The sequence below is a fragment of the Streptomyces sp. NPDC001606 genome (assembly GCF_053596835.1).
This window is the reverse complement of record NZ_JBSFHC010000009.1, coordinates 132,742-156,360: the sequence shown is the minus strand read 5'-3', so window position 1 is coordinate 156,360 and position 23,619 is coordinate 132,742. Positions and strand designations below refer to the sequence as shown.

The window sequence follows — 23,619 nt, the reverse complement described above, 5'->3', positions numbered from 1 at the left end:
ACCCGAGGAACCGTCAGTTCACGTTGACCGCGCTCCAGGCCGCGGCCACCGCGTTGTACTCGGTGCTGCCCGCGCCGTACAGGTCCTTGGCGGCGTTCAGCGTGGCCGTGCGGGCGCCCGCGTAGTTGGTCGAGGACGTCATGTAGGTGGTCAGCGCCCGGTACCAGATGCGGGCCACCTTGTCCCGGCCGATGCCGGTGACGGTCGAGCCGTTGTACGTCGGCGAGTTGTAGCTGACGCCGTTGATGGTCTTCGCTCCGCTGCCCTCCGCGAGCAGATAGGCGAAGTGGTTGGCGACGCCGGAGGAGTAGTGGACGTCCAGGTTCCCGACCGAACTGCTCCAGTAGTCGGCCGAGTTGCCGTCCTTGGAGGGCTGGTCCATGAAGCGCAGCGCGGGCTTGCCGAAGCCGGACTTCACGATCTTCTCGCCGATGAGGTAGTCACCGGGGTCGGAGGAGTTGTTGGCGTACCACTCGACCATCGTGCCGAGGATGTCCGAGGTGGCCTCGTTCAGCCCGCCCGACTCGCCCGAGTACGTGAGCGCCGCCGTCTTCGACGTGACCCCGTGGGTCATCTCGTGCCCGGCGACGTCCAGCGCGACCAGCGGCCCGAAGGTGCTGCCGTCGCCGTCGCCGTAGGTCATGCAGAAGCAGCTGTCGTCCCAGAAGGCGTTGTTGTAGCCGCTGCCGTAGTGGACGCGGTTGTACGAGCCCTTGCCGTCGCCCGCGATGCCGTTGCGCCCGAAGGTGTTCTTGTAGAAGTCCCAGGTCATGTTGGTGCCGTACTGGGCGTCGACGGCGGCCGAGGAACGGTCGGCGTTGCTGCCCGTGCCCCAGTGGTTGTCCGAGTCCGTGAACACGGTCGACGGGGCCCGGCTGAAGCAGATGCCGAGGAAGCACAGGTCGGTCTTGTTGGCCGCGTCCCCGGTGTAGGTGTTGCCGCGGGTGGGGTCCGTGAGCTGGTACGCCGACCCGGACGGGGTGGTCTCCAGCGGGACGGTGCCGCTGTACAGCGACTGGCCGTTCCCGGACGCCGTCTCGATGCTGTCCCAGGCGTCGATCCGGGCGCCGGTGCGGGCGTCGGTCAGGACGGTGCGGGCGACCGGGTTGCCGAGCGAGTCCAGGCCGGCCACGTTGGTGCGCCAGGCCAGCCTGGGGGCGCCGTGCAGGGCGTCGACGATCAGCTCGGGCTTGGCCTTGACCTGCCGCAGCGACTCGCCGAGGTGGACGGCGCGCAGGGCGTTCACGGCCAGGTCGGAGGCCTTGGGGGCGCTGATCGCGGGGGTGATGGTGGGCAGGGATATGGTGCGCTTGGTGGCGCGGTCGGCGCCGCGGAAGCCGCCGCTGGGGGTCAGGTGGACGACGAAGTCGCCGCCGAGCACCGGGAGTCCGCGGTAGGTGCGGTCGTAGCGGACGTGCTGGGTGCCGTCCTTGTCCACGATCACGTCACGGACGCTGGTGCGCTCGGCGTCGGTCAGGTTCAGGCTCGCGGCGTGGCTCAGGAGGGCCGACGCGGCGTTCTGGATCGCGGCCGCCCGGGTGGGTCTGGCGTCGGCGTGGGCGGCGGGGGAGAGGGCGACGGCCAGCAGGGTCGCGGTGGTGGCGGCGACGCCGGCGGTGGCGAGACGACGGGGTCCTCGGACGTGCTGCCGTATCCGGCTCATCTGTCTCCTCGGGAAGGCGCCAGTCAAGGCGTGGGGGTGGCGCTGATGCCGAGTGAGATTTAAGAGGCCACGACATGTCATGTCCATAGCGCCTTCATGGAGATGTGTGGGGAGCCCGAGGGGGTCCAGAATCGGTTCCGTGATCGCCCCGGACCCCGAACAGCGCGCGCAGCTGCCCTTCTTCGTCTACGGCACGCTCCGCCCCGGCGAGCCGAACCACGATCTGTTCCTGCGCGGACGCACCGCCGCCGAGGGACCCGCGCGCCTCCCGGACACCGCCCTGTACGACGGCCCCGGCTACCCCTACGCCGTCGACCACCCCGGCACCTTTGTCCACGGCGCCCTGGTCACCGCCCGCCCGGAGGCCTACGACGCACTCCTCGCCGCGCTGGACCGGCTGGAGGAGTACACCCCGGGCGACCCCCGCAACCTCTACGAGCGCGTCACCCGCGACGCCCTGCGCCCCGACGGCACCCCGGTCCGCGCCTGGGTCTACCTGGCAGCCCCGCCGGTGGCCGCCCGGCTGCGCGCGGAGGGGCGACGGATCGACAGCGGGGACTGGCTGTCGAGGGGGTGAGACCGGCCGGATGTGAGGGGCCGGGACCGGCCGGGCGCGAGGGGCTGAGGCCGGCCGGGCGCGAGGGGCTGAGGCCTGCCGGGAGAGGGGGGCGACGGGCCGGGGCGGGGACGCTCAGTCGGCCGTCAGCTGCACCTCCGCCGGCACCTCGATCCCGAACTCCTCCGCCACCACCCGGCGCGCCTCGGCCTCCCCGGCCAGCTGTCTCCCGAGCACCGCCCCGTCGGCACGCGTCTCCGTCAACCGGGCACCGTCCAGGGCGAGATGGCGGTCGGCCGTGGTGCGCTGGAGATACGGGCGGCGCGTGAAGGGCGAGCGGGGGCTGGTGGCGATGTACCAGTTGAACATCTCCAGATCGACGGGCGCGATGGGCTCCACGGTGAACGCGTACTGCCCGACCCAGTCCCGCTCCCGGCCGTCGTACACCTGCAACGCCCACAGCTCCAGCGGCCCCTGGTGCGGCAGCACCGCCAGCCGGTGCCGGCGCCCCGCTCCCTCGAACTCCACACCGGTCACCAGCGGCACCGGCAGCAGCAGCGCCCCCACCGCACCGAAACCGACGTCCGCCAGATACGGCTCCGGCTCGCCCGGCACCTCCACCCGCAGCATCGCGTGCGTCCGCGGCCGGCTCTCCGGCGTCTTTGCGCCCAGCACCACCCGCCCGGCCAGCAGCGTCACCCGGAATCCGAGCGCCTCCAGCGCCAGCCGCAGCAGGGTGTTGTGCTCGTAGCAGTAACCGCCGCGCCGCCCGTGCACCATCTTGGCCACCAGGTCGGCGGGGGCCAGCGACGGCACTCTGCCGGACACCGCGTCCAGGTTCTCGAAGGGCAGGGAGCGGGCGTGGGCCAGATGCACGCCCCGCAGCGTGCCGAGGCCGGGCCGCCGGTCGCCCTCCCACCCGATGCGGGCCAGATAGGCGTCGAGATCGAATCGCTTGCTGTCGGACATACCAGGACCGTACGCGGACCCGCCCCCTTCCCGCCTCGGCCCCCGGATGGATCACGGGTGGATCACGGGTGGAAGCCGTCTGCACCGCAGGGTGGACGTCCGCCGCACCCCCGCCCTACGCCCCAGGGCCCACGACCTCCACCCGCACCGCGCACACCTTGAACTCCGGCATCCGGGACGTCGGGTCCAGGGCCGGGTTGGTGAGGGTGTTGGCGCGGCCCTCGCCCGGCCAGTGGAAGGGCATGAAGACCGTGTCGGGGCGGATCCCGGTCGTGATGCGGGCCGGTGCCACCGCCCGGCCGCGGCGGGAGACCACCGCCAGCCGGTCGCCCTCCGCGGCGCCGAGGCGGCGGGCGAGCCGCGGGTGCAGCTCCACGAAGGGGCCCGGCGCGGCCGCGTTCAGCTCCGCCACCCGCCGGGTCTGGGCGCCCGACTGGTACTGCGCCACGACCCGCCCGGTGGTCAGCAGCAGCGGGTACGCGGCGTCGGGTTCCTCCGCCGTCGGCCGGTGCGTCACCGGCACGAACCGGGCCCGGCCGTCGGGGGTGGCGAAACGGTCGAGGAAGAGGCGGGGGGTGCCGGGACGAGGTGCAGGACCGGCCGTGGAGCCGCCCTCGGCGGCGGCAGGCCCGTCAGCCGCGGCCGGCACAACAGGGGCAGTGTCCGGCGCCGCCGCCCCCTGCGGGCACGGCCAGAAGACCCCGTTCTCCTCCGCCAGCCTGCGGTAGGTGATCCCCGAGTAGTCCGCCGGGCCGCCCGCGCTCGCCCGGCGGAGCTCCTCGAAGACCTCCTCCGGGTCGGCCGGGAAGCCCTTCTCCACCCCCAGCCGGTCCGCCAGCTCGTGCAGGACGTACAGGTCGCTGTGGACCCCGGGCGGGGGAGCGACGGCCCGGCGGCGCAGCAGCACCCTGCCCTCCAGGCTGGTCGTCGTACCCGTCTCCTCCGCCCACTGGGTGACCGGCAGCACCACATCGGCCAGTTCCGCCGTCTCCGACAGCACCACGTCGGCCACCGCCAGGAAGTCCAGCGACCGCAGCCGCTCCTCGACGTGGGCCGCGCGCGGCGCCGACACCACCGGGTTGGAGCCCATCAGCAGCAGCGCCCGGACCTCCGTACCGAGGGCGTCGAGGAGTTCGTACGCGCTGCGGCCCGGACCCGGCAGGCTGTCCGGGTCCACGCCCCACACGCCGGCCACGTGCGCGCGTGCCGCCGGATCGTCCAGCCTGCGGTAGCCGGGCAACTGGTCGGCCTTCTGCCCGTGTTCCCGGCCGCCCTGTCCGTTGCCCTGCCCGGTCAGACAGCCGTAACCGCTGTACGGCCGCCCCGCGCGCCCCGTCGCCAGGCACAGGTTGATCCACGCGCCCACCGTGTCCGTGCCCTTGGCCTGCTGCTCCGGCCCGCGCGCGGTGAGCACCATCGCCGACTCCGGCTCGCAGAACATCCGGACCGCCCGGCGCAGTTCGGGAACGGACACCCCCGTGATCCGCTCCACGTACTCCGGCCAGTGCGCCATGGCCCCGGCCCGGGCCTCCTCCCAGCCGCTGGTCCGCTCCCGTATGTACTCCTCGTCCGCCCGCCCCTCGGCCACCACCAGGTGCACCAGGCCGAGGGCGAGGGCGAGATCCGTGCCCGGGCGCGGTGCGAGATGCAGGTCGGCCTGTTCGGCGGTCCGGGTGCGGCGCGGGTCGACGACGATCAGCGTGCCGCCGTTCTCCCGCAGTTCCGAGAAGAACCGCAGCGAGGGCGGCATCGTCTCCGCGAGGTTGGAACCGACGAGGATCACACACCCGCTCTTCGGGATGTCCTCCAGCGGGAACGGCAGGCCCCGGTCCAGTCCGAACGCCTTCGTGCCCGCCGCCGCGGCCGACGACATGCAGAAGCGGCCGTTGTAGTCGATCTGCGAGGTGCCGAGCACCACCCGGGCGAACTTGCCGAGTGCGTACGCCTTCTCGTTCGTCAGTCCGCCGCCGCCGAACACGCCCAGCGCGTCGGCGCCGTACCGCTCGCGCGTCGCCCCGAGCCGGCCGGCGATCCGGTCCAGCGCCTCGGTCCAGCTCGCCTCCACCAGCCGGCCGCCCGACCGCACCAGCGGCGAGGTCAGCCGGACCGCGGGCGACAGCACCTCGGCCGCCGTACGCCCCTTGCCGCACAGCGCGCCCCGGTTCACCGGGAAGTCCACCCGTTCGGTGACCTCGACGCCCCCCGTGGGCAGGGGCGTGATGTTCATCCCGCACTGCAAGGCGCAGTACGGGCAGTGGGTGGGCGTCGAGGTGTTCTCCATGTGCCCAGCGTGCTTCCGGCGTGTTACGGCCCGTGCCCGCCCCCGGTTACACCCCCGGCACGGCGACCTCCCCGCGTGCGACCGGGCACCGTGAGGCCGTAGCCGTAGCCGTAGCCGTAGCCGTAGCCGTCACCGCTCGGTGGCCAGCGCCCGGGTCACCCCCTGCTCCTTGGGGCCGAGGAACTGCGGATCCGGCCGGAACACCGCGTCCAGCGCCGCCTTGCCCGCCGCGAACACCTCGCGGGTGCCGCCGTAGTACCAGGTCACGTCGTGGGTGGCGGCGACCCCGACGCCGTACGAGTCGATGCCCGCCGCCTCGCACAGCGCCACCGCCCGCCGGATGTGGAAACCCTGGCTGACCAGCACCGCCCGGTCCACGCCGAAGATCTTCTTGGCCCGCACACAGGAGTCCCAGGTGTCGAACCCGGCGTAGTCCCGCACGATCCGCCCGTCCGGCACCCCGTGCCGGCGCAGGTAGGCGCGCATGGCGTCCGGCTCGTCGTAGTCCTTGCGGCTGTTGTCCCCGGTGACCAGCAGGACCTTGACCCGCCCCTGCCGGTACAGCGTCACCGCCGCGTCCAGCCGGTGCGCCAGGTACGGCGAGGGCTCGCCGTTCCACAGCCCCGCGCCGAACACCACCGCGACGGGTGCCTGCGGCGCGTCGGCCGTCGTGCGCAGCCGGTCCGCCGTCGACACGAACAGCCAGGTCGCCGGCAGCAACGCCAGCACGCATCCGGCCACCACGGCCTGCACCAGCCGGCGCTGCCCCTGGCGCGTGCGCGGCAGCCGCGGTCGGCGGATCTTCATAGTGCCCCCATGATTCGGTTCCGCCCATGGAGGACGCCGACGGGCGCGCTCCGGTTCGCCTCACATCGCGCGCGTGTACGACGTGAAGCCGCGGCAAACACCCGTGACGGCCCGGCAACGACCGCGCAATCTGACACCGCGAGGATTTCCGCATGACGGCGTCCCACCCTGCCGGCGGCTCCCCGGACGAGGCCCGCGGCTTCCACGACAGCACGGCGCACCTCATGGACCGCATCGGCAGCGGGCTCGCCGGCCGGCTGCGGCTCGTCTCCCCGCTGCGGGGCGGCCGCCGTCCGGCCCCGCCCGCGCTCGTCCTGGTCGCCCACGGCAGCCGCGACCCGCGCGCGCTGAGCACCGTGCGGGCCCTGATGGAGCGGGTGCGCGACGTGCGCCCCGGCCTCCCCGTCCACCTGGGCCACATCGAGCTGAACGAGCCGCTGCTGCCGGACACCCTCGCCGGGCTCGGCGACACCTCCGCCGTCCTCGTCCCGCTGCTCCTCGGCCGGGGCTACCACGTCAAGCACGACATCCCCGAGATGGCGGCCGCCGCACCGGCACGCACGCGCGTGGCGGCCCCGCTCGGCCCGCACCCGCTCCTCGCCGAGACCCTGTACGAGCGTCTGGCCGAGGCCGGCTGGGACCTCGACATGCCGTCCGCCGCCCGCCGTACCAGCGCGGTGATCCTGGCCGCGGCCGGCTCCCGCGACCCCGACTCGGCGACCGACACCCGTCGCACCGCCCGCCTCCTGGCCGACCGGCTCGGCGTCCCGGTGGTCCCCGCGTACGCTTCCGCGGCGAGCCCGACCGTCCCGATGGCGCTGCGCACCCTCGCGGCCCGCGGCCGGCACCGGGTGGCCGTCGCGTCGTACTTCACCGCCCCGGGCCGCTTCGCCACCCAGTGCGCCGAACAGGCCCCCTGGATCGCATCGGCCCCCCTGGGCGCCCACCCGGCACTGGCCCGCCTGATCATCCACCGGTACGACGCATGCCTGGCGCCCCCCTGGACAGAAGCCGCCTGACCCCGCCCCCGGGCGGACCTCCCTCCCCATTCGCCCCCGACGAACCCCGTCTCCACACGCTCCCGGCGGAGCCCTGCCGCCCCACCCGACCCCGCCGGCCCCAACCCAGCGGCGACTCCGTCTGCCCCGCGCCTCACCCCGCCGGCCCCGCCTACCTACGCGCCCCGCCCCCGCGGAGCCGTCCGGCCACAGGCCCGACCCGGCCTCACCCCGGCGGCCCCCAAACGCGCCCGACCCCGACCCTCACTCCACCCCCGGCGGAAGCCGCTTGGCCACGCGCCCCACGCGCCACCCCACCTCGCCCGACGGCCCCCTGAGCACAGGCCCGTCCCTGACCTCACCCCCCCGAACGACAGAACCCACCCGCACCCACGCCCCCCGCACCGCCCGATTGTCAGCGGCGCCGCTTACTGTCGAGGCATGGAAGGCACCGCATCCCCCACCGGTTACGATCCGGCGTCGGCCGAGCGTTGGGTCGAGGAGCCCGACAAGCGGCCCGGGCGCACCGCCTTCCAGCGGGATCGGGCCCGCATCCTGCACAGTGCCGCGCTGCGCCGGCTCGCCGGGAAGACGCAGGTGGTCACGCCCGGCGCGCGGACCCACACCTGGGACCCCAGCCCCCGCACCCGGCTGACCCACTCCCTCGAATGCGCGCAGGTCGGCCGGGAGCTGGGCGCGGCCCTCGGGTGTGACCCGGACCTGGTGGAGGCGGCCTGTCTCGCGCACGACCTCGGCCATCCGCCCTTCGGACACAACGGCGAGCAGGCCCTGAACGACTTCGCGGACGACTGCGGCGGCTTCGAGGGCAACGCCCAGTCGCTCAGGATCCTCACCCGCATCGAGCCCAAGCGGTTCACCGAGAAAGGGTCCGTCGGCCTCAACCTCACCCGCGCCACCCTGGACGCCGCCACGAAATATCCCTGGCCGCGCGGCGCCCACCCCACCGACCAGGGGTCCGGCAAGTTCGGCGTGTACGAGGACGACCGGCCGGTGTTCGACTGGGTCAGGGCGCACGCCCCCGGCACCCGCACCTGCTTCGAGGCGCAGGTCATGGACTGGTCCGACGACGTGGCGTACTCGGTGCACGACGTCGAGGACGGACTGCACGCCGGCCACATCGACCCCAACTGCCTGCACGCCGAGCCCGAGCGGCAGGCGGTGTTCGAGGTCGCCGTCCGCCGCTACGCACCCGCGGACACCGACCCGACCGAACTCGCCGCGGCCCTGGACCGTCTGCTGGACGAGGAATGGTGGCCGCACGGCTACGACGGCACCGCGGTCGCCCAGGCCCGGCTGAAGGACGCCACCAGCCAGCTCATCGGCCGGTTCTGCCTCGCCGCCGAGGGCGCCACCCGCGCCGCGTACGGCACCGGCCGGCTCACCCGCTACGGCGCCGAGCTGGTCGTACCGCGCGAGACCCGCATGGAGTGCGCGGTGCTCAAGGCCGTCGCCGACCGGTACGTGATGCAGCGCGCCGAACAGGAGCGGCTCCGCGCCGACCAGCGGGTGATCGTGGCGGAGCTGGCGGACGCGCTCACCGCCCGCGCGCCGGACGGTCTGGACCCGCAGTTTCGGGCACTGTTCCACGGGGCAGGCGACGACCACACGCGCAAGCGGGTGATCGTCGACCAGATCGCCTCGCTCACCGACGCCTCCGCGCGGTCGCTGCACGCGAGACTGACGGGGCATATGTGAGAGGAACGTGACCCGGCTGGCCTGATCGGGTCACTCCCTCTTCCCGCACGCCGCCGTGTGCGGGAGGCTCGCAGATGGCGGCACCCTTACGAGGAGGCATCAAGTGGTCGACGCGGATCAGACATTCGTGATCGTCGGAGGCGGCCTCGCCGGCGCGAAGGCGGCCGAGACGCTCCGTGCGGAGGGCTTCACCGGCCGGGTGATACTGATCTGCGACGAACGCGACCACCCCTACGAGCGCCCGCCGCTCTCCAAGGGCTACCTCCTCGGCAAGAAGGAACGCGACAGCGTCTTCGTGCACGAGCCCGCCTGGTACGCGCAGAACGACATCGAGCTGCACCTCGGCCAGACCGTCGACGCGATCGACCGCACCGCGAAGACGGTCCGCTTCGGCGACGACGGCACCCTGGTCCGCTACGACAAGCTGCTCCTGGTCACCGGCGCCGAACCGCGCCGGCTCGACATCCCCGGCACCGACCTGGCCGGCGTGCACCATCTGCGCCGCCTCGCCCACGCCGAGCGCCTCAAGGGGGTCCTCAGCGCCCTCGGCCGGGACAACGGGCACCTGGTGATCGCGGGCGCCGGCTGGATCGGCCTGGAGGTCGCCGCGGCGGCCCGCGAGTACGGCGCCGAGGTCACCGTGATCGAACCGGCGCCCACCCCGCTGCACGGCGTGCTCGGCCCCGAGCTGGGCAACGTCTTCGCCGAGCTGCACCGTGAGCACGGTGTCCGCTTCCACTTCGGGCGACAGCTCACCGAGATCGTCGGCCAGGACGGCGTGGTCCTCGCCGCCCGCACGGACGACGGCGAGGAGCACCCGGCGCACGACGTCCTCGCGGCGATCGGCGCCGTACCCCGCACCGGCCTGGCCGAGACGGCGGGGCTGGAGCTGGCCGACCGGGCGCACGGCGGCGGCATCGCGGTGGACGAACGGCTGCGCACCTCCGACCCCGATATCTATGCGGCCGGTGACGTCGCCGCCTTCCCGCTCCAGCTGGTCGGCACCAGGATCCGGGTCGAGCACTGGGCGAACGCGCTGAACGGCGGCCCCGCGGCGGCCCGCTCGATGCTCGGCAAGGACGTGGTCCACGACCGGGTCCCCTACTTCTTCACCGACCAGTACGACCTGGGCATGGAGTACAGCGGCTGGGCGCCGCCGGGCTCGTACGACGAGGTGGTGATCCGGGGCGACGCGGGCAAGCGGGAGTTCATCGCGTTCTGGGTGCGCGAGGGGAGGGTGCTGGCCGGGATGAACGTGAACGTGTGGGATGTCACAGAGCACATCCAGAAGCTGATCCGCTCCCGGGCACAGGTGAACAGCGAGGCCCTCTCCGACCCCCATGTGGCCCTGGACAGTCTCCTGCCCTGACGCCCGAGGGCACCGGGACTGTCACAGCACCCCCGTAGAATTCACGCGTGGCAGGACGGATCAACGACGAGGACGTGAAGGCGGTACGGGACGCGGTCCCGATCGACGCCGTGGTCTCCGAGTACCTCCAGCTGCGCAACGCGGGCGGCGGCAACCTCAAGGGTCTCTGCCCGTTCCATGACGAGAAGTCGCCGTCCTTCCAGGTCAGCCCGAGCAAGGGACTCTTCCACTGCTTCGGCTGCCAGGAGGGCGGCGACACCATCACCTTCGTGAGGAAGGTCGACCACCTCTCCTTCTCGGAGGCGGTCGAACGCCTCGCCGCCCAGGCCGGCATCACGCTGCGCTACGAGGAGGGCGGATACAACCCCGCCCACCAGCGCGGCGAGCGCATCCGCCTGGTCGAGGCACACAAGATCGCCGCCCAGTGGTACGCCGAGCAGCTCGCCACCAGCCCCGAGGCCGAGACCGGCCGGATCTTCCTCGCCGAGCGCGGCTTCGACCAGGCCGCCGCCGTGCACTTCGGCGTCGGCTACAGCCCCCAGGGCTGGGACCACCTCACCCGCTATCTGCGCGGCAAGGGCTTCACCGACAAGGAGCTGATCCTCTCCGGGATCTCCCAGGAAGGCCGGCGCGGACCCATCGACCGCTTCCGGGGCCGGCTGATGTGGCCCATCCGGGACATCGGCGGGGAGGTCGTCGGCTTCGGCGCCCGCAAGCTGTACGAGGCGGACACCGGCCCGAAGTACCTGAACACCCCCGAGACCGCGATCTACCGCAAGTCCCAGGTCCTCTACGGCATCGACCTGGCGAAGAAGGAGATCGCCAAGACCAGCCGCGCCGTGGTCGTCGAGGGCTACACCGACGTCATGGCCTGTCACCTCGCCGGGGTGACCACCGCCATCGCCACCTGCGGTACGGCCTTCGGCGGCGAGCACATCAAGATCCTCCGCCGGCTGCTGATGGACAACGGCTCCGCCCGCGTCATCTTCACCTTCGACGGCGACGCGGCCGGCCAGAAGGCCGCCCTGCGCGCCTTCGAGGACGACCAGAAGTTCGCCGCCGAGACCTACATCGCGGTCGCCCCCGACGGCATGGACCCCTGCGACCTGCGCCTGGCCAAGGGTGACGAGGCGGTCGCCGACCTGGTCGAACCGCGCACCCCGCTGTTCGAGTTCGCGCTGCGCCAGATCGTCTCCCGGTACGACCTGGACACCCCCGCCGGCCGCGCCGCCGCCCTGGACGAGGCCGCGCCGGTCGTCGCCCGCATCAAGAACAGCGGCGCCCAGCACGAGGTGGCCGTCGAACTGGCCGGCATGCTCGGCATCCTCGACACCCAGTTCGTCGTCCGCCGGGTGGCCCAGCTGGCCCGCTGGGCCCGGGACCGCGGCGGAAAGGCCCCGCAGCCGGAGCGCCCGCGCGGCCCGGAACAGCAGTGGGCGGCCGCCCCCCGCACCGTCGCCTCCGGCCCGGCCCTCACCCTGCGCAACCCGGTCTACGCCACCGAGCGCGAACTCCTCAAACTCGCCCTGCAACGCCCCGAGCTGGTGTCGCCCGCGTTCGACGCGTACGGCACCGACGAGTTCACCGCCCCGCCCTACGCGGCCGTACGCCAGGCCATCGCGGAGGCGGGCGGCGCCGCGTACGGCGCACAGGACGCGCAGGAGTACCTGGTCCGGGTCCGCGAGGCGGCGCCCGACGACACCGTGCGCGCGATGGTCACCGAGCTGGCGGTCGAGGCGATCCTGCGGCGCACGGTCGACGAGGCCTACGCGGGCGAACAGCTCGTCACCGTCCGTCGCCGGGCCGTGGCCCGCCGGCTCACCGAGCTCCAGGGCACCCTGACCCGGCTCGGGCACTCGGACCCGGCCCAGTCGGCGGCCGTACAGAACGAGATGATGATCCTCACCAGGTACGACAGGGCTCTCCAGGACGAGGGCCCGTCGGCCCTCTGACCCGCCGGATCACCAGCCGGTCACGGAGCGGACGCAAAAAGTCACCGCACGACCCTCGTGGCGGGGATGTGTCGTACTCCACACTGGGTGCGGTGCCCGAGTCCCGGAGCGCAGGCCGTGACTCTCCGCTCCCGACGACCCGCTGCCGCAGCCGACGGCAGCGATCATCCTGGAGGTCGCCCCGGTGCAGACCCAGACCCTCACCCAGTCCGACAGCAGTACCCGCACACCAGTGGACGAGCCGGACGCGGAGCAGGGCGTGCTCGTGGCCGTCCCTCCGCAGAGCCGCGCCGCCCTGCATCCGGAGGCGGTGCCCGTGGAGCCCGTAGAGCCCGCGGAGCCGGCAGAGCCCGCGGAGCCTTCCCCCGAGGCCCTCGCCGACGAGCCGGAGGAGCCCGAGGCACCCGGCGAGACCGTCGAGGTGCGGGTCGCCGTCCGCGCCGACTCCAGCGGCCCCTCCGCCGACCTGTTCCGCCAGTACCTGCGCGAGATCGGCCGCATCCCGCTGCTCACCGCCGCCGAGGAGGTCGAACTCGCCCGCCGGGTCGAGGCCGGGCTGTTCGCCGAGGAGAAACTGAGCAACACCCCCGATGTGGACAGCCAGTTGGCGGGCGACCTGGACCGGCTGGTGGTCATGGGCCGGATGGCCAAGCGCCGCCTCATCGAGGCCAACCTGCGGCTCGTGGTCTCCGTGGCGAAGCGGTACGTCGGGCGCGGGCTGACCATGCTCGACCTGGTGCAGGAGGGCAACCTCGGACTCATCCGGGCCGTGGAGAAGTTCGACTACGCCCGCGGCTACAAGTTCTCCACCTACGCCACCTGGTGGATCCGCCAGGCCATGTCCCGCGCCCTCGCCGACCAGGCCCGCACGATCCGTGTCCCGGTCCATGTCGTGGAGCTGATCAACCGGGTCGTCCGGGTGCAGCGCCGCATGCTCCAGGAGCGGGGGTACGAGCCGACCCCGGACGAGGTCGCCGCCCATCTCGAGCTGCCGCCCGAGCGGGTGTCGGAGGTGCTGCGGCTCGCCCAGGAGCCGGTCTCGCTGCACGCCCCCGTCGGCGAGGAGGACGATGTCGCCCTCGGCGACCTGATCGAGGACGGCGACGCCGCGAGCCCCGTGGAGTCGGCCGCGTTCCTGCTGCTCAGGGAGCACCTGGAAGCGGTCCTGTCCACGCTGGGCGAGCGCGAGCGCAAGGTCGTGCAACTCCGCTACGGCCTCATCGACGGCCGCCCCCGCACCCTGGAGGAGATCGGGCGGCTCTTCGGGGTGACCCGGGAGCGGATACGGCAGATCGAGTCCAAGACCCTCAACAAGCTCCGCGACCACGCCTTCGCGGACCAGCTGCGCGGCTATCTGGACTGAAGCGGGGCGCTCACCCGGCGGTGAGCGCCCCGCTTTCCGTCCCTCAGTCCACCTCGGCGACGGCCTGCGCGAACTGGGCCTTGTACAGCCGGGCGTACGCCCCGTCCGCGGCCAACAGGTCCGTGTGCGCGCCCTGTTCCACGATGGAGCCGTTCTCCATCACCAGGATCGTGTCGGCGTCCCGGATCGTCGACAGCCGGTGCGCGATGACGAACGACGTACGCCCGTGCGCCAGCTTGGCCATCGCCTTCTGGATCAGCACCTCGGTACGGGTGTCGACGGAGCTGGTCGCCTCGTCCAGCACCAGGATCACCGGGTCGGACAGGAACGCCCGCGCGATGGTGATGAGCTGCTTCTCACCCGCGCTGACCCCGGTGCCCTCGTCGTCGATGACGGTGTCGTAGCCGTCGGGGAGGGTGCGGATGAACCGGTCGGCGTGCGCGGCCCGCGCGGCCTCCTCGATCTCCCCGCGGGTGACTTCCCCGGCCGCGCCGTACGCGATGTTCTCCGCGATGGTGCCGCCGAACAGCCAGGTGTCCTGGAGCACCATGCCGATGCCGGAGCGCAGCTCGTCCCGGGTCATGTCCCGGATGTCCACGCCGTCCAGGGTGATCCGGCCGCCCGACACGTCGTAGAACCGCATCAGCAGGTTGACCAGGGTGGTCTTGCCCGCGCCGGTCGGGCCGACGATCGCCACCGTCTGCCCGGGCTCGACCTTCAGCGACAGGTCCTCGATCAGCGGCTTGTCGGGGTCGTACCGGAACGACACCTGCTCCAGCGCGACCCGTCCGCGCAGCTCCGCCGGCCGCCGGCCCGGCACCGGATCCGCCTCCTGCTCCTCCGCGTCCAGGAGTTCGAAGATCCGCTCGGCCGAGGCGACACCGGACTGCACCAGGTTCGCCATCGACGCGACCTGGGTCAGCGGCATCGAGAACTGCCGGGAGTACTGGATGAAGGCCTGCACATCACCGATGGACAGGGCGCCGGACGCCACCCGCAGACCGCCGACCACCGCCACCAGGACGTAGTTCAGGTTCGACACGAACATCATCAGCGGCTGCATGACACCGCTGTTGAACTGCGCCTTGAACGCCGCCTGGTACAGGGCCTCGTTCTGCTCGGCGAACGCCTGCGCCGACTCGTCCTGCCGCCCGAACACCTTCACCAGGGTGTGCCCGGTGTACATCTCCTCGACGTGGGCGTTGAGCTTGCCGGTGGAGCGCCACTGCTGCACGAAGTGCGGCTGCGACCGCTTGCCGACCCGGGTGGCCACGAAGAACGACAGCGGCACGGTGACCAGGGCGACCAGCGCCAGGATCCACGAGACGTAGAACATCATCGCGAGCACGCCGATGATGGTCAGCAGCGAGTTGATCAGCTGCCCCATCGACTGCTGGAGCGTCTGGCCGATGTTGTCGATGTCGTTGGTGGCGCGGGAGAGGACCTCGCCGCGCTGCCGCTTGTCGAAGTACGACAGCGGCAGCCGGGACAGCTTCGTCTGCACGGACTCGCGCAGCCGGTACATCGTGCGGTTCACGGACCGGTTGACCAGCCGGGTCGCCACCGCCATCAGCAGACCGGCGACCATGAAGGTGGCCAGGGCGAGCAGCAGGACGTCCCCCACCGCGCCGAAGTCGATGCCCTTGCCCGGGGTGAAGTCGGTGCTCTTCAGCATGTCCGCGATGGAGCCCCGGCCGTGGGCCCGCATCTGGTCCAGGACCTGCTCCTTGGTGGCCCCGGCGGGCATCTGCCGGCCGATGATGCCGGCGAACACCAGGTCGGTGGCCTTGCCGAGGATCTTCGGGCCGATCACGTTCAGGGTCACGCTGACGACCACGCACAGCAGCAGGCCGCAGATGGTGAGCCGTTCCGGTCTGAACAGGGACAGGAGCCGTTTGCCCGAGCCCTTGAAATCCATCGAGCGCTGGTCGGGGCCGCCTCCGGCCATCATGCGTCCCATGGGCCCGGCCATCAGGCAGCCTCCGCTTCCGTCAGCTGGGAGAGCACGATCTCCCGGTAGGTCTCGTTGGCCGCCATCAGCTCCGCGTGCCGGCCGGAGCCGACGACCCGGCCCTCGTCCAGCACGATGATCCGGTCGGCGTCCCGGATGGTCGCCACCCGCTGGGCGACGATCACCACGGTCGCCTCGGCGGTCTCCCGGCCCAGCGCGGCGCGCAGGGCGGCGTCGGTGGCGTAGTCGAGGGCGGAGAAGGAGTCGTCGAAGAGGTAGATCTCCGGGCGCTGGACCAGGGTGCGGGCGATGGCGAGCCGCTGCCGCTGGCCGCCGGAGACATTGGTGCCGCCCTGGGCGATGGGCGCGTTCAGCCCGCCCTCCAGCCGGGACACGAAGTCCTTGGCCTGCGCCACCTCCAGCGCGTGCCAGAGGTCCTCGTCGGTGGCGTCCGGGTTGCCGTACCGCAGGTTGGTGGCGACCGTGCCCGCGAACAGGTACGGCTTCTGCGGCACCAGTCCGACCGTCCGCGCCAGCAGCCGGGGCTCGATCTCCTGGACGTTCACGCCGTTGACGAGGACCTCGCCCTCGGTGGCGTCGAACAGCCGGGGGACCAGCCCGAGCAGGGTCGACTTGCCGCTGCCGGTGGAACCGATCACGGCGGTCGTCTCGCCGGGCCGGGCCACCAGGTCGACGGACTTCAGCACCGGTTCCTCGGCACCCGGGTAGCGGAAGCCGGCCGCCCGTATCTCCAGGTGGCCGTGGGAGCGCAGCTCGGCGACCGGGGCGGCCGGCGGCACCACGCTGGATTCGGTGCCGAGGACCTCCTGGATGCGCTCGGCGCACACCTCCGCGCGCGGCACCATCATGAACATGAAGGTGGCCATCATCACGGACATGACGATCTGCATCAGATAGGCGAGGAACGCGGTCAGGTCGCCGATCTGCATCTGGTTGTCGGCGATGCGGTGGGCGCCGAACCACACCACCGCGATCGACGACAGGTTCACCACGGTCATGACCATGGGGAACATCAGCGCCAGCATCCGGCCGGTGGCGAGCTGCATCTCGGTGAGGTCGGCGTTGGCCTTGCCGAACCGTCCCTGCTCGTACTCGTCGCGGACGAAGGCGCGGATCACCCGGTTGCCGGTGATCTGCTCGCGCAGCACCCGGTTCACCGTGTCCAGGCGGACCTGCATGGACCGGAACAGCGGCCGCAGCCGCCGCACGATCAGGGTCACGCACACCGCGAGCACGGGCACGACCGCGACCAGCACCGCCGACAGCGGCACATCCAGCCCGAGCGCCATCACGATGCCGCCGACGCACATGATGGGCGCCGACACCATCAGGGTGAACGACATCAGGGCCAGCATCTGGACCTGCTGTACGTCGTTCGTCGTACGGGTGATGAGCGAGGGGGCGCCGAAGTGACCGACCTCACGGGAGGAGAAGGACTGCACCCGGTCGAAGACGGCACCGCGCACGTCCCGGCCCAGGGCGGAGGCGGTCCGGGCGCCGAAGTACACGGCGCCGATGTTGCAGCCGACCTGGACCAGCGAGATGCCGATCATCAGGGCGCCGAAGGACAGGATGTAGCCCGTGTCACCCTTCACGACACCGTTGTCGATGATGTGCGCGTTGAGGGTGGGCAGGTAGAGGGTGGCGCAGGTCTGGAGGAACTGGAGCAGCACCAGTAGGACGATGGGTTTCTTGTAAGGCCTGAGATAGGCCCGCAGAAGTCGTATGAGCACGCTAGGTCTCTCGGTGTCGGCGACAGGGGCTGGTCGGTGTCCCCTGGCCCCTATCGTCGTTCACTCCACCCGCGTTACCTCAACCGATTAAGCCAACAGTGGAGCGGCTCCGGTCCGGTGGTTGTGCGCTGTCGCGCGCCTTCCCGCCGTTCACGCCTGGAACGCCCCCGGATGCGTCTGTTCCCGTACGGCCGTGAACTGCTGCCGTACCGCCTGCCCCACCGCCAGCTCCTCGCCCGGTTCCAGCACCTGCGCCGCCGCGCCCTGCCAGGCCGGCGGGGTCCGCGGGTCGAGGGTGCCCTGCGACACACCGAGCGCCCAGGCCGCCTGCCGGGCCGCGCCGATCGCCGCGTAGTCCGCGGGCTGCGGTACGACGACCTGTGCGCCGAACAGCGAGGGCGCCGAGGCCTGGACGGCGGGCAGCCCGGCCGCCGCGCCGAGCAGGAAGACCCGCCGCACCTCCACCCCCCGGCCGCGCAGCACGTCCAGCGCGTCGCCGAGCCCGCACAGCATGCCCTCGAACGCGGCCCGCGCCAGATGCTCCGGCTTCATCGACTCCCGCCGCAGCCCGGCGAGGGTGCCCGCGGTGTGCGGCAGATGCGGGGTCCGCTCGCCCTCCAGATAGGGCAGCAGCACCAGCCCGTGCGCCCCCGGCGTGGACTTCCCCGCCAGGTCGGACAGGGTCTCCAGGTCCGGCAGCCCGAGCAGTTCCGCGGTGCCGCGCAGGGTGCGTACGGCGTTCAGCGTGGTGACGACCGGCAGATGCATGCCCGTCGCGTCGGCGAGGGAGGTGATCATCCCGGACTGGTCGGCGAGCGCCTCCGGGTGCACCGCCATCACGGACCCGGAGGCACCGAGCGACACCACGGCGTCGCCGAGCCCGATCCCCAGCCCGAACGCGGCCGCCATGGTCTCCCCGGTCCCGGCGGAGATCAACAGCCCCTCCGGGGTGGTACCGGCCGCCTCGGAGGGGCCGATCACCTCCGGCAGCATCGCCTGGTGACCGAGGGCCAGCTCGACCAGGTCGGGCCGGTAGCCGCCGGTGGCCGCGGACCAGTAGCCGGTGGAGGAGGCCCCGCCCCGGTCGGTGGTCCGCCGCACCGGCCGCCCGAGCAGCTGCCACACCAGCCAGTCGTGGGCCTGGAGCAGTACGGCGGTGCGCCGGGCGTTCTCCGGTTCGTTCTTGGCGAGCCAGCGCAGCTTGGTCACCGGCAGGGCGGCCTGCGGAACGCTGCCCACCGCCTGTGCCCAGGCCTCCCGGCCGCCGAGCGCGTCCACGAGGTCGGCCGCCGCGACCTGGGCCCGCTTGTCACCGCCGACCATCGCCGGGCGCACGGTGTTGCCCTGGGCGTCCAGCGGGACCACCGCGTGCTGCTGCGCCGACACGCCGATGGCCTGCACGCCCTCCAGCAGTCCGCCGCCGGCGGCCTCACCGAGGGAGAGCAGCCAGGCCTGCGGGTCGACATCGCTGGGGCGGCCCTCCGTCGGATGCGGGGCGTATCCCTGCCTGAGCACGGCTCCGCTGTCCGTGTCACAGACCACGATGCGAGTGAAATCGGGCGAGCTGTCCAACCCGGCGACTATCCCCATGCGGAGAATTTTGCAGCATCCGCGGGCCGCCTGTTGCCGCCGACCGGTACCGGGAACTCCCCTTACGTGTTGCTGGTTCCCCAGTCGTCCTCCGGGGTGCCGTTCATGTTGCGCTCGCGCAGCGAGCGGACACGCTGGGCCACGGTCTCCGGGACGCGGTCGCCGACCTTGTGGCTGACCGTGTGGAAGGCCTTGCCCGCGTACTGCCGGCCCTGGTGGGCGGCGGTCTCGGCGGTGTTGCGCACGGCGGGGTTCTGCGCGATCCGCTGTGCGGACTTCTTCAGCTGCTCGTAGCGCTCGCGTCCGGCCCTTGTGCCGAGTACGTAACCGAGGGCCAGTCCGGCGACGAACGTGAGCCGGTAGCGCATGGCTGCCACCCTTCCCTATGCCTTGGTCTGAGGTGCGACGTGGGCGCCGGGGGTACCGATTGGCGGAGCACCCCCCTGCTTGCGCTAATGTATGTGTCGCAGCGAGCGCCCGCCCCCTGGCGAATACCCAGGGAGGTACGTTCGATGCAATCGAGGCGATCCTCCGTAGCTCAATTGGCAGAGCAGCCGGCTGTTAACCGGCAGGTTACTGGTTCGAGTCCAGTCGGGGGAGCTTCGGTCCTCCGTAGCTCAATTGGCAGAGCAGCCGGCTGTTAACCGGCAGGTTACTGGTTCGAGTCCAGTCGGGGGAGCACGCTGAACGAGGACCCCGCTGGGGTCCTTTTTCATGTCCGCGGGAACTGCGGCGGCCGCCACCGGAGTCCCAGGTCATGAGCAGCGCAGAAGCCGACCATCCGAAGCAGGAGATCGTATGAGCGGCTATGCTGCGGCAGACGGCGCGTACACATGTACGCGACACGCCGCTATGGGGCGGTAGCTCAGCCGGTTAGAGCAGCGGACTCATAATCCGTCGGCCGTGGGTTCGAGTCCCACCCGCCCCACCGCGCACGGGAGACGCAGAAGCGTTTCTAGCTGCGGACACGTAACAAGGAGGGCCGCCACGCCAGCGTGGCGGCCCTCCTTCACTCCCTCGGACGTGCCGGGGTCACCAGGCCGGGTCGTGGGTCACCGGGTCGATGTGGAGAAGTGGTTCGTCCGGCGGCGTGGGCGTGTCCCGGCTCGCTGGGTCCCGCCGGACGTCCTCGATGGCGCGCGCGAGCCTGCGCACATGAGGGTCGTCGCTCCGCAGCAGATGGTCGACCGCCTCCTGGGGTGTGCTGCGCACCGTCGCCAGCAGCTCGTGGAGGGCCGGATCGGTCTGGGGCATAGGGCCTCCGGTGGCTGCTCGCTCGTCGACCTTGAGCCATTGATGGGTCCCATTGGGTCATCACTATTAGTCACTAGTTTACTACTGGTTGCAAGTGTCCAGGGTTCGAGTCATGACCTATGAGCCGGATCTGACACACCGTCGGCCCGCGGCTGCGGGGGAGTCGGTCCTGGTGGTGGGGGCGTACTCCGTCGATCTGGTCTTCCGGGAACTGACCGGGCCGGTCGCGTCCGGCTCCGAGGTGTGGGCCGGTGGACTGGGCATGGTGCCCGGTGGTGCGTTCACCCCGGCCATGGGCATGCGGCGGCTGGGGCGCGAGGTGGTGTGGGCCGCCGACTTCGGCACCGATGTCTTCAGCCGGGAGGTGCTCGCCGCCGCTCGTGCCGAGGGCATCGACGAACGCGGCTTCCGGCACCATGCGGGACCGGTCCGGAACGTGACCGTGGCGCTGTCGCAGCCGCAGGACAGAGCGATGATCGCCTACGAGGATCCGGTGGCCCGGCGGTCGCTGGCCGAGCTGGTGGACACGTTCCGCCCGGCCCTGCTGGTGCTGCCGTTCCTCCAGTACGGACCCGAGGTCGGCGCGGCCCTCGACGCGGCCTCCCGCCATGGCACGCGGGTCTTCATGGACTGTCAGGACTACGCCGGGCACGTGGGTATGCCGGCGGTGCGCGAGGTGCTGGCGAGGGTGGACGTCTTCGCGCCCAACGAGCCGGAGGCGCTGCGGATCACCGGGGCGGCCGGGGTGAGCGAGGCGCTCGATGTGCTGGCCGGACTGGTGCCCACGGTGGTCGTAAAGCGGGGCGCAGCCGGCGCCGTCGCCGCGTCCGGAGGTGTCCGGGTGGCGCGCGGGGCACCGGAGGTGCACGTCATCGACACCACCGGGGCCGGTGACTGCTTCAACGTCGGCTTCCTGCACCGGTGGCTGGACGACGCCCCGCTCGCCGACTGCCTGTCCGCGGGCATCGCCTGCGGGACGGCCTCGGTCACCGCGCCGGGATCCAGCGCCGCGCTCGACGCGCACGGGCTGAGGGCATGGCTCGACGGCCGGGGGCCGGCGGCGGACGACAGTGCGTACGAGGGGGACGTACCTCATCTGACGGCCCCTTAGCCCGGAATCGGCGCAGGCCTCGGGCACATCCAGGCACCAGGGGCGGGTTCCCCGGCGTCCTGCGCTCCGCCCTGCGGGCCCGCGAGCCGCCCGCCGGCGATCCCCTTCTGTTGTACGGAGAGGAACACCCATGGCCGACACGCCACCCACCGCCGCCCGCCACCGGCCGGCCGTTGCCGAGCCCCCGGCCGCGGCCCCCCGCGTGCTGATCACCGACCTCGACGGCACGCTGCTGGGCGGCGACGACCGCGCCCGCCGGCGACTGCACCGCGTCCTGGCGCAGCACCCCGGGATCACCGTGGTGTTCGCCACCGGCCGTTCGGTGCCGTCGGTCCGTGCCGTGCTGGAACGCGATCCCTGGGTGCCCGCCCCCCGCTGGATCGTCGCCGACGTGGGAGCGAGCGTCGCCGACGCCGCCGGCATGCGTCATCTCCAAGACCTCGAGGACCGGCTGCGCAAGGGCTGGCCCGGCGCCGACCTGGTGCGTGCGGCGCTCCGCCGGTTCCCGGCCCTGGTCTACCAGGAGGGCGTCGTCCAGGACGGCCGGTGCTCCTTCTTTCTGCGCCCCGAGCATCTGACGGCCGAACTCCGGGCCGCCGTGGCGGAACTGGGGTGCTCCTGGACGTACTCGGCGGACCGCTACTTCGACGTCCTGCCCGAAGGGGCGGGCAAGGGGCCGGCGGTACGGGCGCTCGCCGGCATGCTCGGCTGGCCCACCTCGTCCCTGCTCGTGGCCGGCGACACGCTGAACGACCTCTCCTTGTTCACGCTGGGGGCGCACGGGGTGATCATGGGCAACGCGGAGCCCGCGCTGTCCGCCGCCGTGCCGGTCAGCACCCGGGTGCACCGTCCCGCGCTCGAGGGCGCGGCGGCGATCCTCTCCGCCCTGGAACGCCTCGGCTGGATCCCGAGGCCCGCGCCCGTGGTGGTCGGCTACCACCGTCCGCCCTTCCACTGGTCCAACGGGCGCTGGCGGCCGCCGGCCAGCCCGAACGGCATCCTGCCCACCCTCACCTCCGCCCTGGGACCCGGCGCGGAAGGACCACGGCACGCCCTGTGGACGGCCGCGATCGTCACGCCCCGGGAGACCCGCACAGCCGCAGGCCCGGACCACTCCGGCCCGGTCGGTGCCCCTCCCGAGCCGCCCGGGACGCTGCCGCTCGCCCTGCTGCCCGTGTCGAGGGAGACCTGGAGCGGCTACTTCCACGGCGCCTGCAAGGAGACGCTGTGGCCCGTCCTGATGTCCATGCCGTGGCTCGTCCGCCACGACCCGGACCACTGGGCCGACTTCGAGGCGGTCAACGCCGCCTTCGCCGACCACATCGACGACCACGCCGCTGACGAGGCGACGGTCTGGCTGCACGACTACAACCTCTGGCTGGTGCCGGGCCTGCTCCGAGCGCGCCGTCCCGACCTGCGGATCGGCCTCTTCCATCACACTCCGTTCCCCGCGCCCGAGACCTTCCGCGCGCTGCCGGCCTGGGAACAGCTCCGCACGTCCCTCGCCCAGCTCGACTGGGCCGGATTCCACACCGCCGCCCATGCCGGCAACTTCCGGCGGCTGCTGGCCGGGGCCGCGCGGACACCCCGCACGGGGGTGCACCCCCTGGGCATCGACCGCCAGGCCGTCGAGAGATGCGCGCGCCGCGCCCAACCCCGCCCGGACGGCGACGGCATCGACGTCCTCTCGGTCGAACGCCTCGACTACGCGAAGGCACCCGTCCACAAGATCCGCGCCCTGGCCGCCCTCCTCGACCGCGAGCCGGCGCTGCGCGGACGGCTCCGCTTCCGGCTGGTCTGCCCTCCGCCGGAGCCCGGCATCCGCGCCTACGACGGCACCCGCACCGAACTGGAAAGAGCCGTCACGGCGCTCAACTCCCGCTGGTCGACGGCCGGCTGGCAGCCGGTCGACTACATCCCGCGCGCCCTGCCGTTCGCCCGGATCGTCGAGGAGTACCTGGCGGCGGACGTGTTCTGGGTGACCTCCTTCGCCGACGGCATGAACCTCACCGCGCAGGAGTACGTCACCGCGCTCGCCGCGACCGGCCGCAGCGGGGTCCTCGTGCTGTCCCGGCACGCCGGAGTGGCCGACCAGCTCCGCGACGCCGCCCTTCTCACCGACCCCGCCTCGCTCCAGGACCTGGCCGACACCCTGCACCGCGCGGTGACGATGACGCGCCCGGAGCGCCGCAGCCACACCGCCCGGCTGGCCGCCCGGCTGGACAACCCCGCCCCCGCCGACTGGGCCCGCGCCATCCTCACGGAGATCCGCCAGCGATGATCTG

17 protein-coding genes and 3 tRNA genes are annotated in these 23,619 nt (G+C 72.3%); 11 read left to right on the top strand and 9 right to left on the bottom strand.

Annotated elements, in window-relative coordinates:
• Positions 1-13: 13 nt before the first annotated feature.
• A complete protein-coding gene (locus ACWCV9_RS18670) occupies positions 14-1,663 on the bottom strand; it encodes a M4 family metallopeptidase (protein ID WP_450787916.1) in 1,650 nt (549 codons plus the stop codon).
• A 139-nt stretch (positions 1,664-1,802) separates the two neighbouring features.
• Here ACWCV9_RS18670 and ACWCV9_RS18665 point away from each other — a divergent pair, with 139 nt between their 5' ends.
• On the top strand, positions 1,803-2,240 hold the full coding sequence (locus tag ACWCV9_RS18665; RefSeq protein WP_450787914.1) for a gamma-glutamylcyclotransferase family protein: 438 nt from the start codon (positions 1,803-1,805) through the stop codon (positions 2,238-2,240).
• 114 nt (positions 2,241-2,354) lie between these two features.
• On the opposite strand, the gene ACWCV9_RS18660 is transcribed toward ACWCV9_RS18665, so the two are convergent.
• The 3 genes from ACWCV9_RS18660 to ACWCV9_RS18650 form a co-directional block, all read right to left on the bottom strand.
• Positions 2,355-3,188 carry an arylamine N-acetyltransferase family protein gene (locus tag ACWCV9_RS18660; protein ID WP_450787912.1) on the bottom strand — a complete coding sequence of 278 codons (834 nt, stop codon included), beginning with the start codon at positions 3,186-3,188 and terminating at the stop codon, positions 2,355-2,357.
• A gap of 115 nt (positions 3,189-3,303) precedes the next feature.
• Entirely contained in the window at positions 3,304-5,469 is a 2,166-nt protein-coding gene (locus ACWCV9_RS18655; protein WP_450787911.1) for a molybdopterin oxidoreductase family protein, read from the bottom strand.
• Between the two features lie 129 nt (positions 5,470-5,598).
• A complete protein-coding gene (locus tag ACWCV9_RS18650) occupies positions 5,599-6,276 on the bottom strand; it encodes a SanA/YdcF family protein (protein WP_450787909.1) in 678 nt (225 codons plus the stop codon).
• A gap of 152 nt (positions 6,277-6,428) precedes the next feature.
• On the opposite strand from ACWCV9_RS18650, the gene ACWCV9_RS18645 reads away from it, so the two are divergent.
• The 5 genes from ACWCV9_RS18645 to ACWCV9_RS18625 all read left to right on the top strand — a co-directional run bounded on the left by ACWCV9_RS18645 (position 6,429) and on the right by ACWCV9_RS18625 (position 13,674).
• Positions 6,429-7,295, top strand: a complete 867-nt coding sequence (locus tag ACWCV9_RS18645) for a sirohydrochlorin chelatase (protein ID WP_450787907.1) — start codon at positions 6,429-6,431, stop codon at positions 7,293-7,295.
• Between the two features lie 420 nt (positions 7,296-7,715).
• Positions 7,716-8,990: a deoxyguanosinetriphosphate triphosphohydrolase gene (locus tag ACWCV9_RS18640; protein ID WP_450787905.1), complete on the top strand. Its 1,275-nt coding sequence runs from the start codon at positions 7,716-7,718 to the stop codon at positions 8,988-8,990.
• Positions 8,991-9,093: 103 nt separating this feature from the next.
• Positions 9,094-10,359, top strand: coding sequence for an NAD(P)/FAD-dependent oxidoreductase (locus tag ACWCV9_RS18635; RefSeq protein WP_450787903.1), 1,266 nt, complete (start codon positions 9,094-9,096; stop codon positions 10,357-10,359).
• A 47-nt stretch (positions 10,360-10,406) separates the two neighbouring features.
• Positions 10,407-12,311, top strand: coding sequence for a DNA primase (gene dnaG / locus ACWCV9_RS18630; RefSeq protein WP_450787901.1), 1,905 nt, complete (start codon positions 10,407-10,409; stop codon positions 12,309-12,311).
• Positions 12,312-12,453: 142 nt separating this feature from the next.
• Positions 12,454-13,674, top strand: a complete 1,221-nt coding sequence (locus tag ACWCV9_RS18625) for an RNA polymerase sigma factor (RefSeq protein WP_450788074.1) — start codon at positions 12,454-12,456, stop codon at positions 13,672-13,674.
• Between the two features lie 43 nt (positions 13,675-13,717).
• Here the strand turns inward: ACWCV9_RS18625 and ACWCV9_RS18620 are convergent, their stop codons facing one another.
• From ACWCV9_RS18620 to ACWCV9_RS18605, 4 genes are all read right to left on the bottom strand, one after another.
• Positions 13,718-15,646 (bottom strand): ABC transporter ATP-binding protein, encoded by a 1,929-nt coding sequence (locus ACWCV9_RS18620; RefSeq protein WP_450787900.1) that lies wholly within the window; start codon positions 15,644-15,646, stop codon positions 13,718-13,720.
• A complete protein-coding gene (locus tag ACWCV9_RS18615) occupies positions 15,646-17,379 on the bottom strand; it encodes an ABC transporter ATP-binding protein (protein WP_450787899.1) in 1,734 nt (577 codons plus the stop codon). Before ACWCV9_RS18615 ends, ACWCV9_RS18620 begins: the two co-directional genes overlap by 1 nt.
• 150 nt (positions 17,380-17,529) lie before the next feature.
• Positions 17,530-18,969: an FGGY family carbohydrate kinase gene (locus ACWCV9_RS18610; protein WP_450787898.1), complete on the bottom strand. Its 1,440-nt coding sequence runs from the start codon at positions 18,967-18,969 to the stop codon at positions 17,530-17,532.
• Between the two features lie 62 nt (positions 18,970-19,031).
• Positions 19,032-19,337, bottom strand: coding sequence for a YtxH domain-containing protein (locus ACWCV9_RS18605; protein ID WP_385844738.1), 306 nt, complete (start codon positions 19,335-19,337; stop codon positions 19,032-19,034).
• A gap of 159 nt (positions 19,338-19,496) precedes the next feature.
• Between ACWCV9_RS18605 and ACWCV9_RS18600 the strand changes: the two genes are divergently transcribed.
• The 3 genes from ACWCV9_RS18600 (at position 19,497) to ACWCV9_RS18590 (ending at position 19,897) form a co-directional block, all read left to right on the top strand.
• Positions 19,497-19,569 (top strand) — tRNA-Asn (locus ACWCV9_RS18600).
• Between the two features lie 6 nt (positions 19,570-19,575).
• A tRNA-Asn gene (locus ACWCV9_RS18595) sits at positions 19,576-19,648 on the top strand.
• Between the two features lie 175 nt (positions 19,649-19,823).
• A tRNA-Ile gene (locus tag ACWCV9_RS18590) sits at positions 19,824-19,897 on the top strand.
• Between the two features lie 104 nt (positions 19,898-20,001).
• On the opposite strand, the gene ACWCV9_RS18585 is transcribed toward ACWCV9_RS18590, so the two are convergent.
• Complete coding sequence (locus ACWCV9_RS18585; protein ID WP_450787896.1) at positions 20,002-20,223, bottom strand: hypothetical protein; 222 nt, start codon at positions 20,221-20,223, stop codon at positions 20,002-20,004.
• Positions 20,224-20,335: 112 nt separating this feature from the next.
• Here ACWCV9_RS18585 and ACWCV9_RS18580 point away from each other — a divergent pair, with 112 nt between their 5' ends.
• Together ACWCV9_RS18580 and ACWCV9_RS18575 are read left to right on the top strand one after the other, a co-directional pair.
• Positions 20,336-21,334, top strand: coding sequence for a carbohydrate kinase family protein (locus ACWCV9_RS18580; protein ID WP_450787894.1), 999 nt, complete (start codon positions 20,336-20,338; stop codon positions 21,332-21,334).
• Between the two features lie 130 nt (positions 21,335-21,464).
• Complete coding sequence (locus ACWCV9_RS18575) at positions 21,465-23,615, top strand: trehalose-6-phosphate synthase (protein WP_450787892.1); 2,151 nt, start codon at positions 21,465-21,467, stop codon at positions 23,613-23,615.
• Positions 23,616-23,619: the final 4 nt, after the last annotated feature.

What these genes read in the sequence shown, in the direction of transcription:
- ACWCV9_RS18585 (WP_450787896.1), bottom strand. Translation starts at nt 20,223, where the DNA reads ATGCCCCAGACCGATCCGGCCCTCCACGAGCTGCTGGCGACGGTGCGC.
- ACWCV9_RS18650 (WP_450787909.1), bottom strand. Translation starts at nt 6,276, where the DNA reads ATGAAGATCCGCCGACCGCGGCTGCCGCGCACGCGCCAGGGGCAGCGC.
- ACWCV9_RS18610 (WP_450787898.1), bottom strand. Translation starts at nt 18,969, where the DNA reads ATGGGGATAGTCGCCGGGTTGGACAGCTCGCCCGATTTCACTCGCATC.
- ACWCV9_RS18640 (WP_450787905.1), top strand. Translation starts at nt 7,716, where the DNA reads ATGGAAGGCACCGCATCCCCCACCGGTTACGATCCGGCGTCGGCCGAG.
- ACWCV9_RS18575 (WP_450787892.1), top strand. Translation starts at nt 21,465, where the DNA reads ATGGCCGACACGCCACCCACCGCCGCCCGCCACCGGCCGGCCGTTGCC.
- ACWCV9_RS18605 (WP_385844738.1), bottom strand. Translation starts at nt 19,337, where the DNA reads ATGCGCTACCGGCTCACGTTCGTCGCCGGACTGGCCCTCGGTTACGTA.
- ACWCV9_RS18645 (WP_450787907.1), top strand. Translation starts at nt 6,429, where the DNA reads ATGACGGCGTCCCACCCTGCCGGCGGCTCCCCGGACGAGGCCCGCGGC.
- ACWCV9_RS18580 (WP_450787894.1), top strand. Translation starts at nt 20,336, where the DNA reads ATGACCTATGAGCCGGATCTGACACACCGTCGGCCCGCGGCTGCGGGG.
- ACWCV9_RS18620 (WP_450787900.1), bottom strand. Translation starts at nt 15,646, where the DNA reads ATGGCCGGGCCCATGGGACGCATGATGGCCGGAGGCGGCCCCGACCAG.
- ACWCV9_RS18670 (WP_450787916.1), bottom strand. Translation starts at nt 1,663, where the DNA reads ATGAGCCGGATACGGCAGCACGTCCGAGGACCCCGTCGTCTCGCCACC.
- ACWCV9_RS18660 (WP_450787912.1), bottom strand. Translation starts at nt 3,188, where the DNA reads ATGTCCGACAGCAAGCGATTCGATCTCGACGCCTATCTGGCCCGCATC.
- ACWCV9_RS18655 (WP_450787911.1), bottom strand. Translation starts at nt 5,469, where the DNA reads ATGGAGAACACCTCGACGCCCACCCACTGCCCGTACTGCGCCTTGCAG.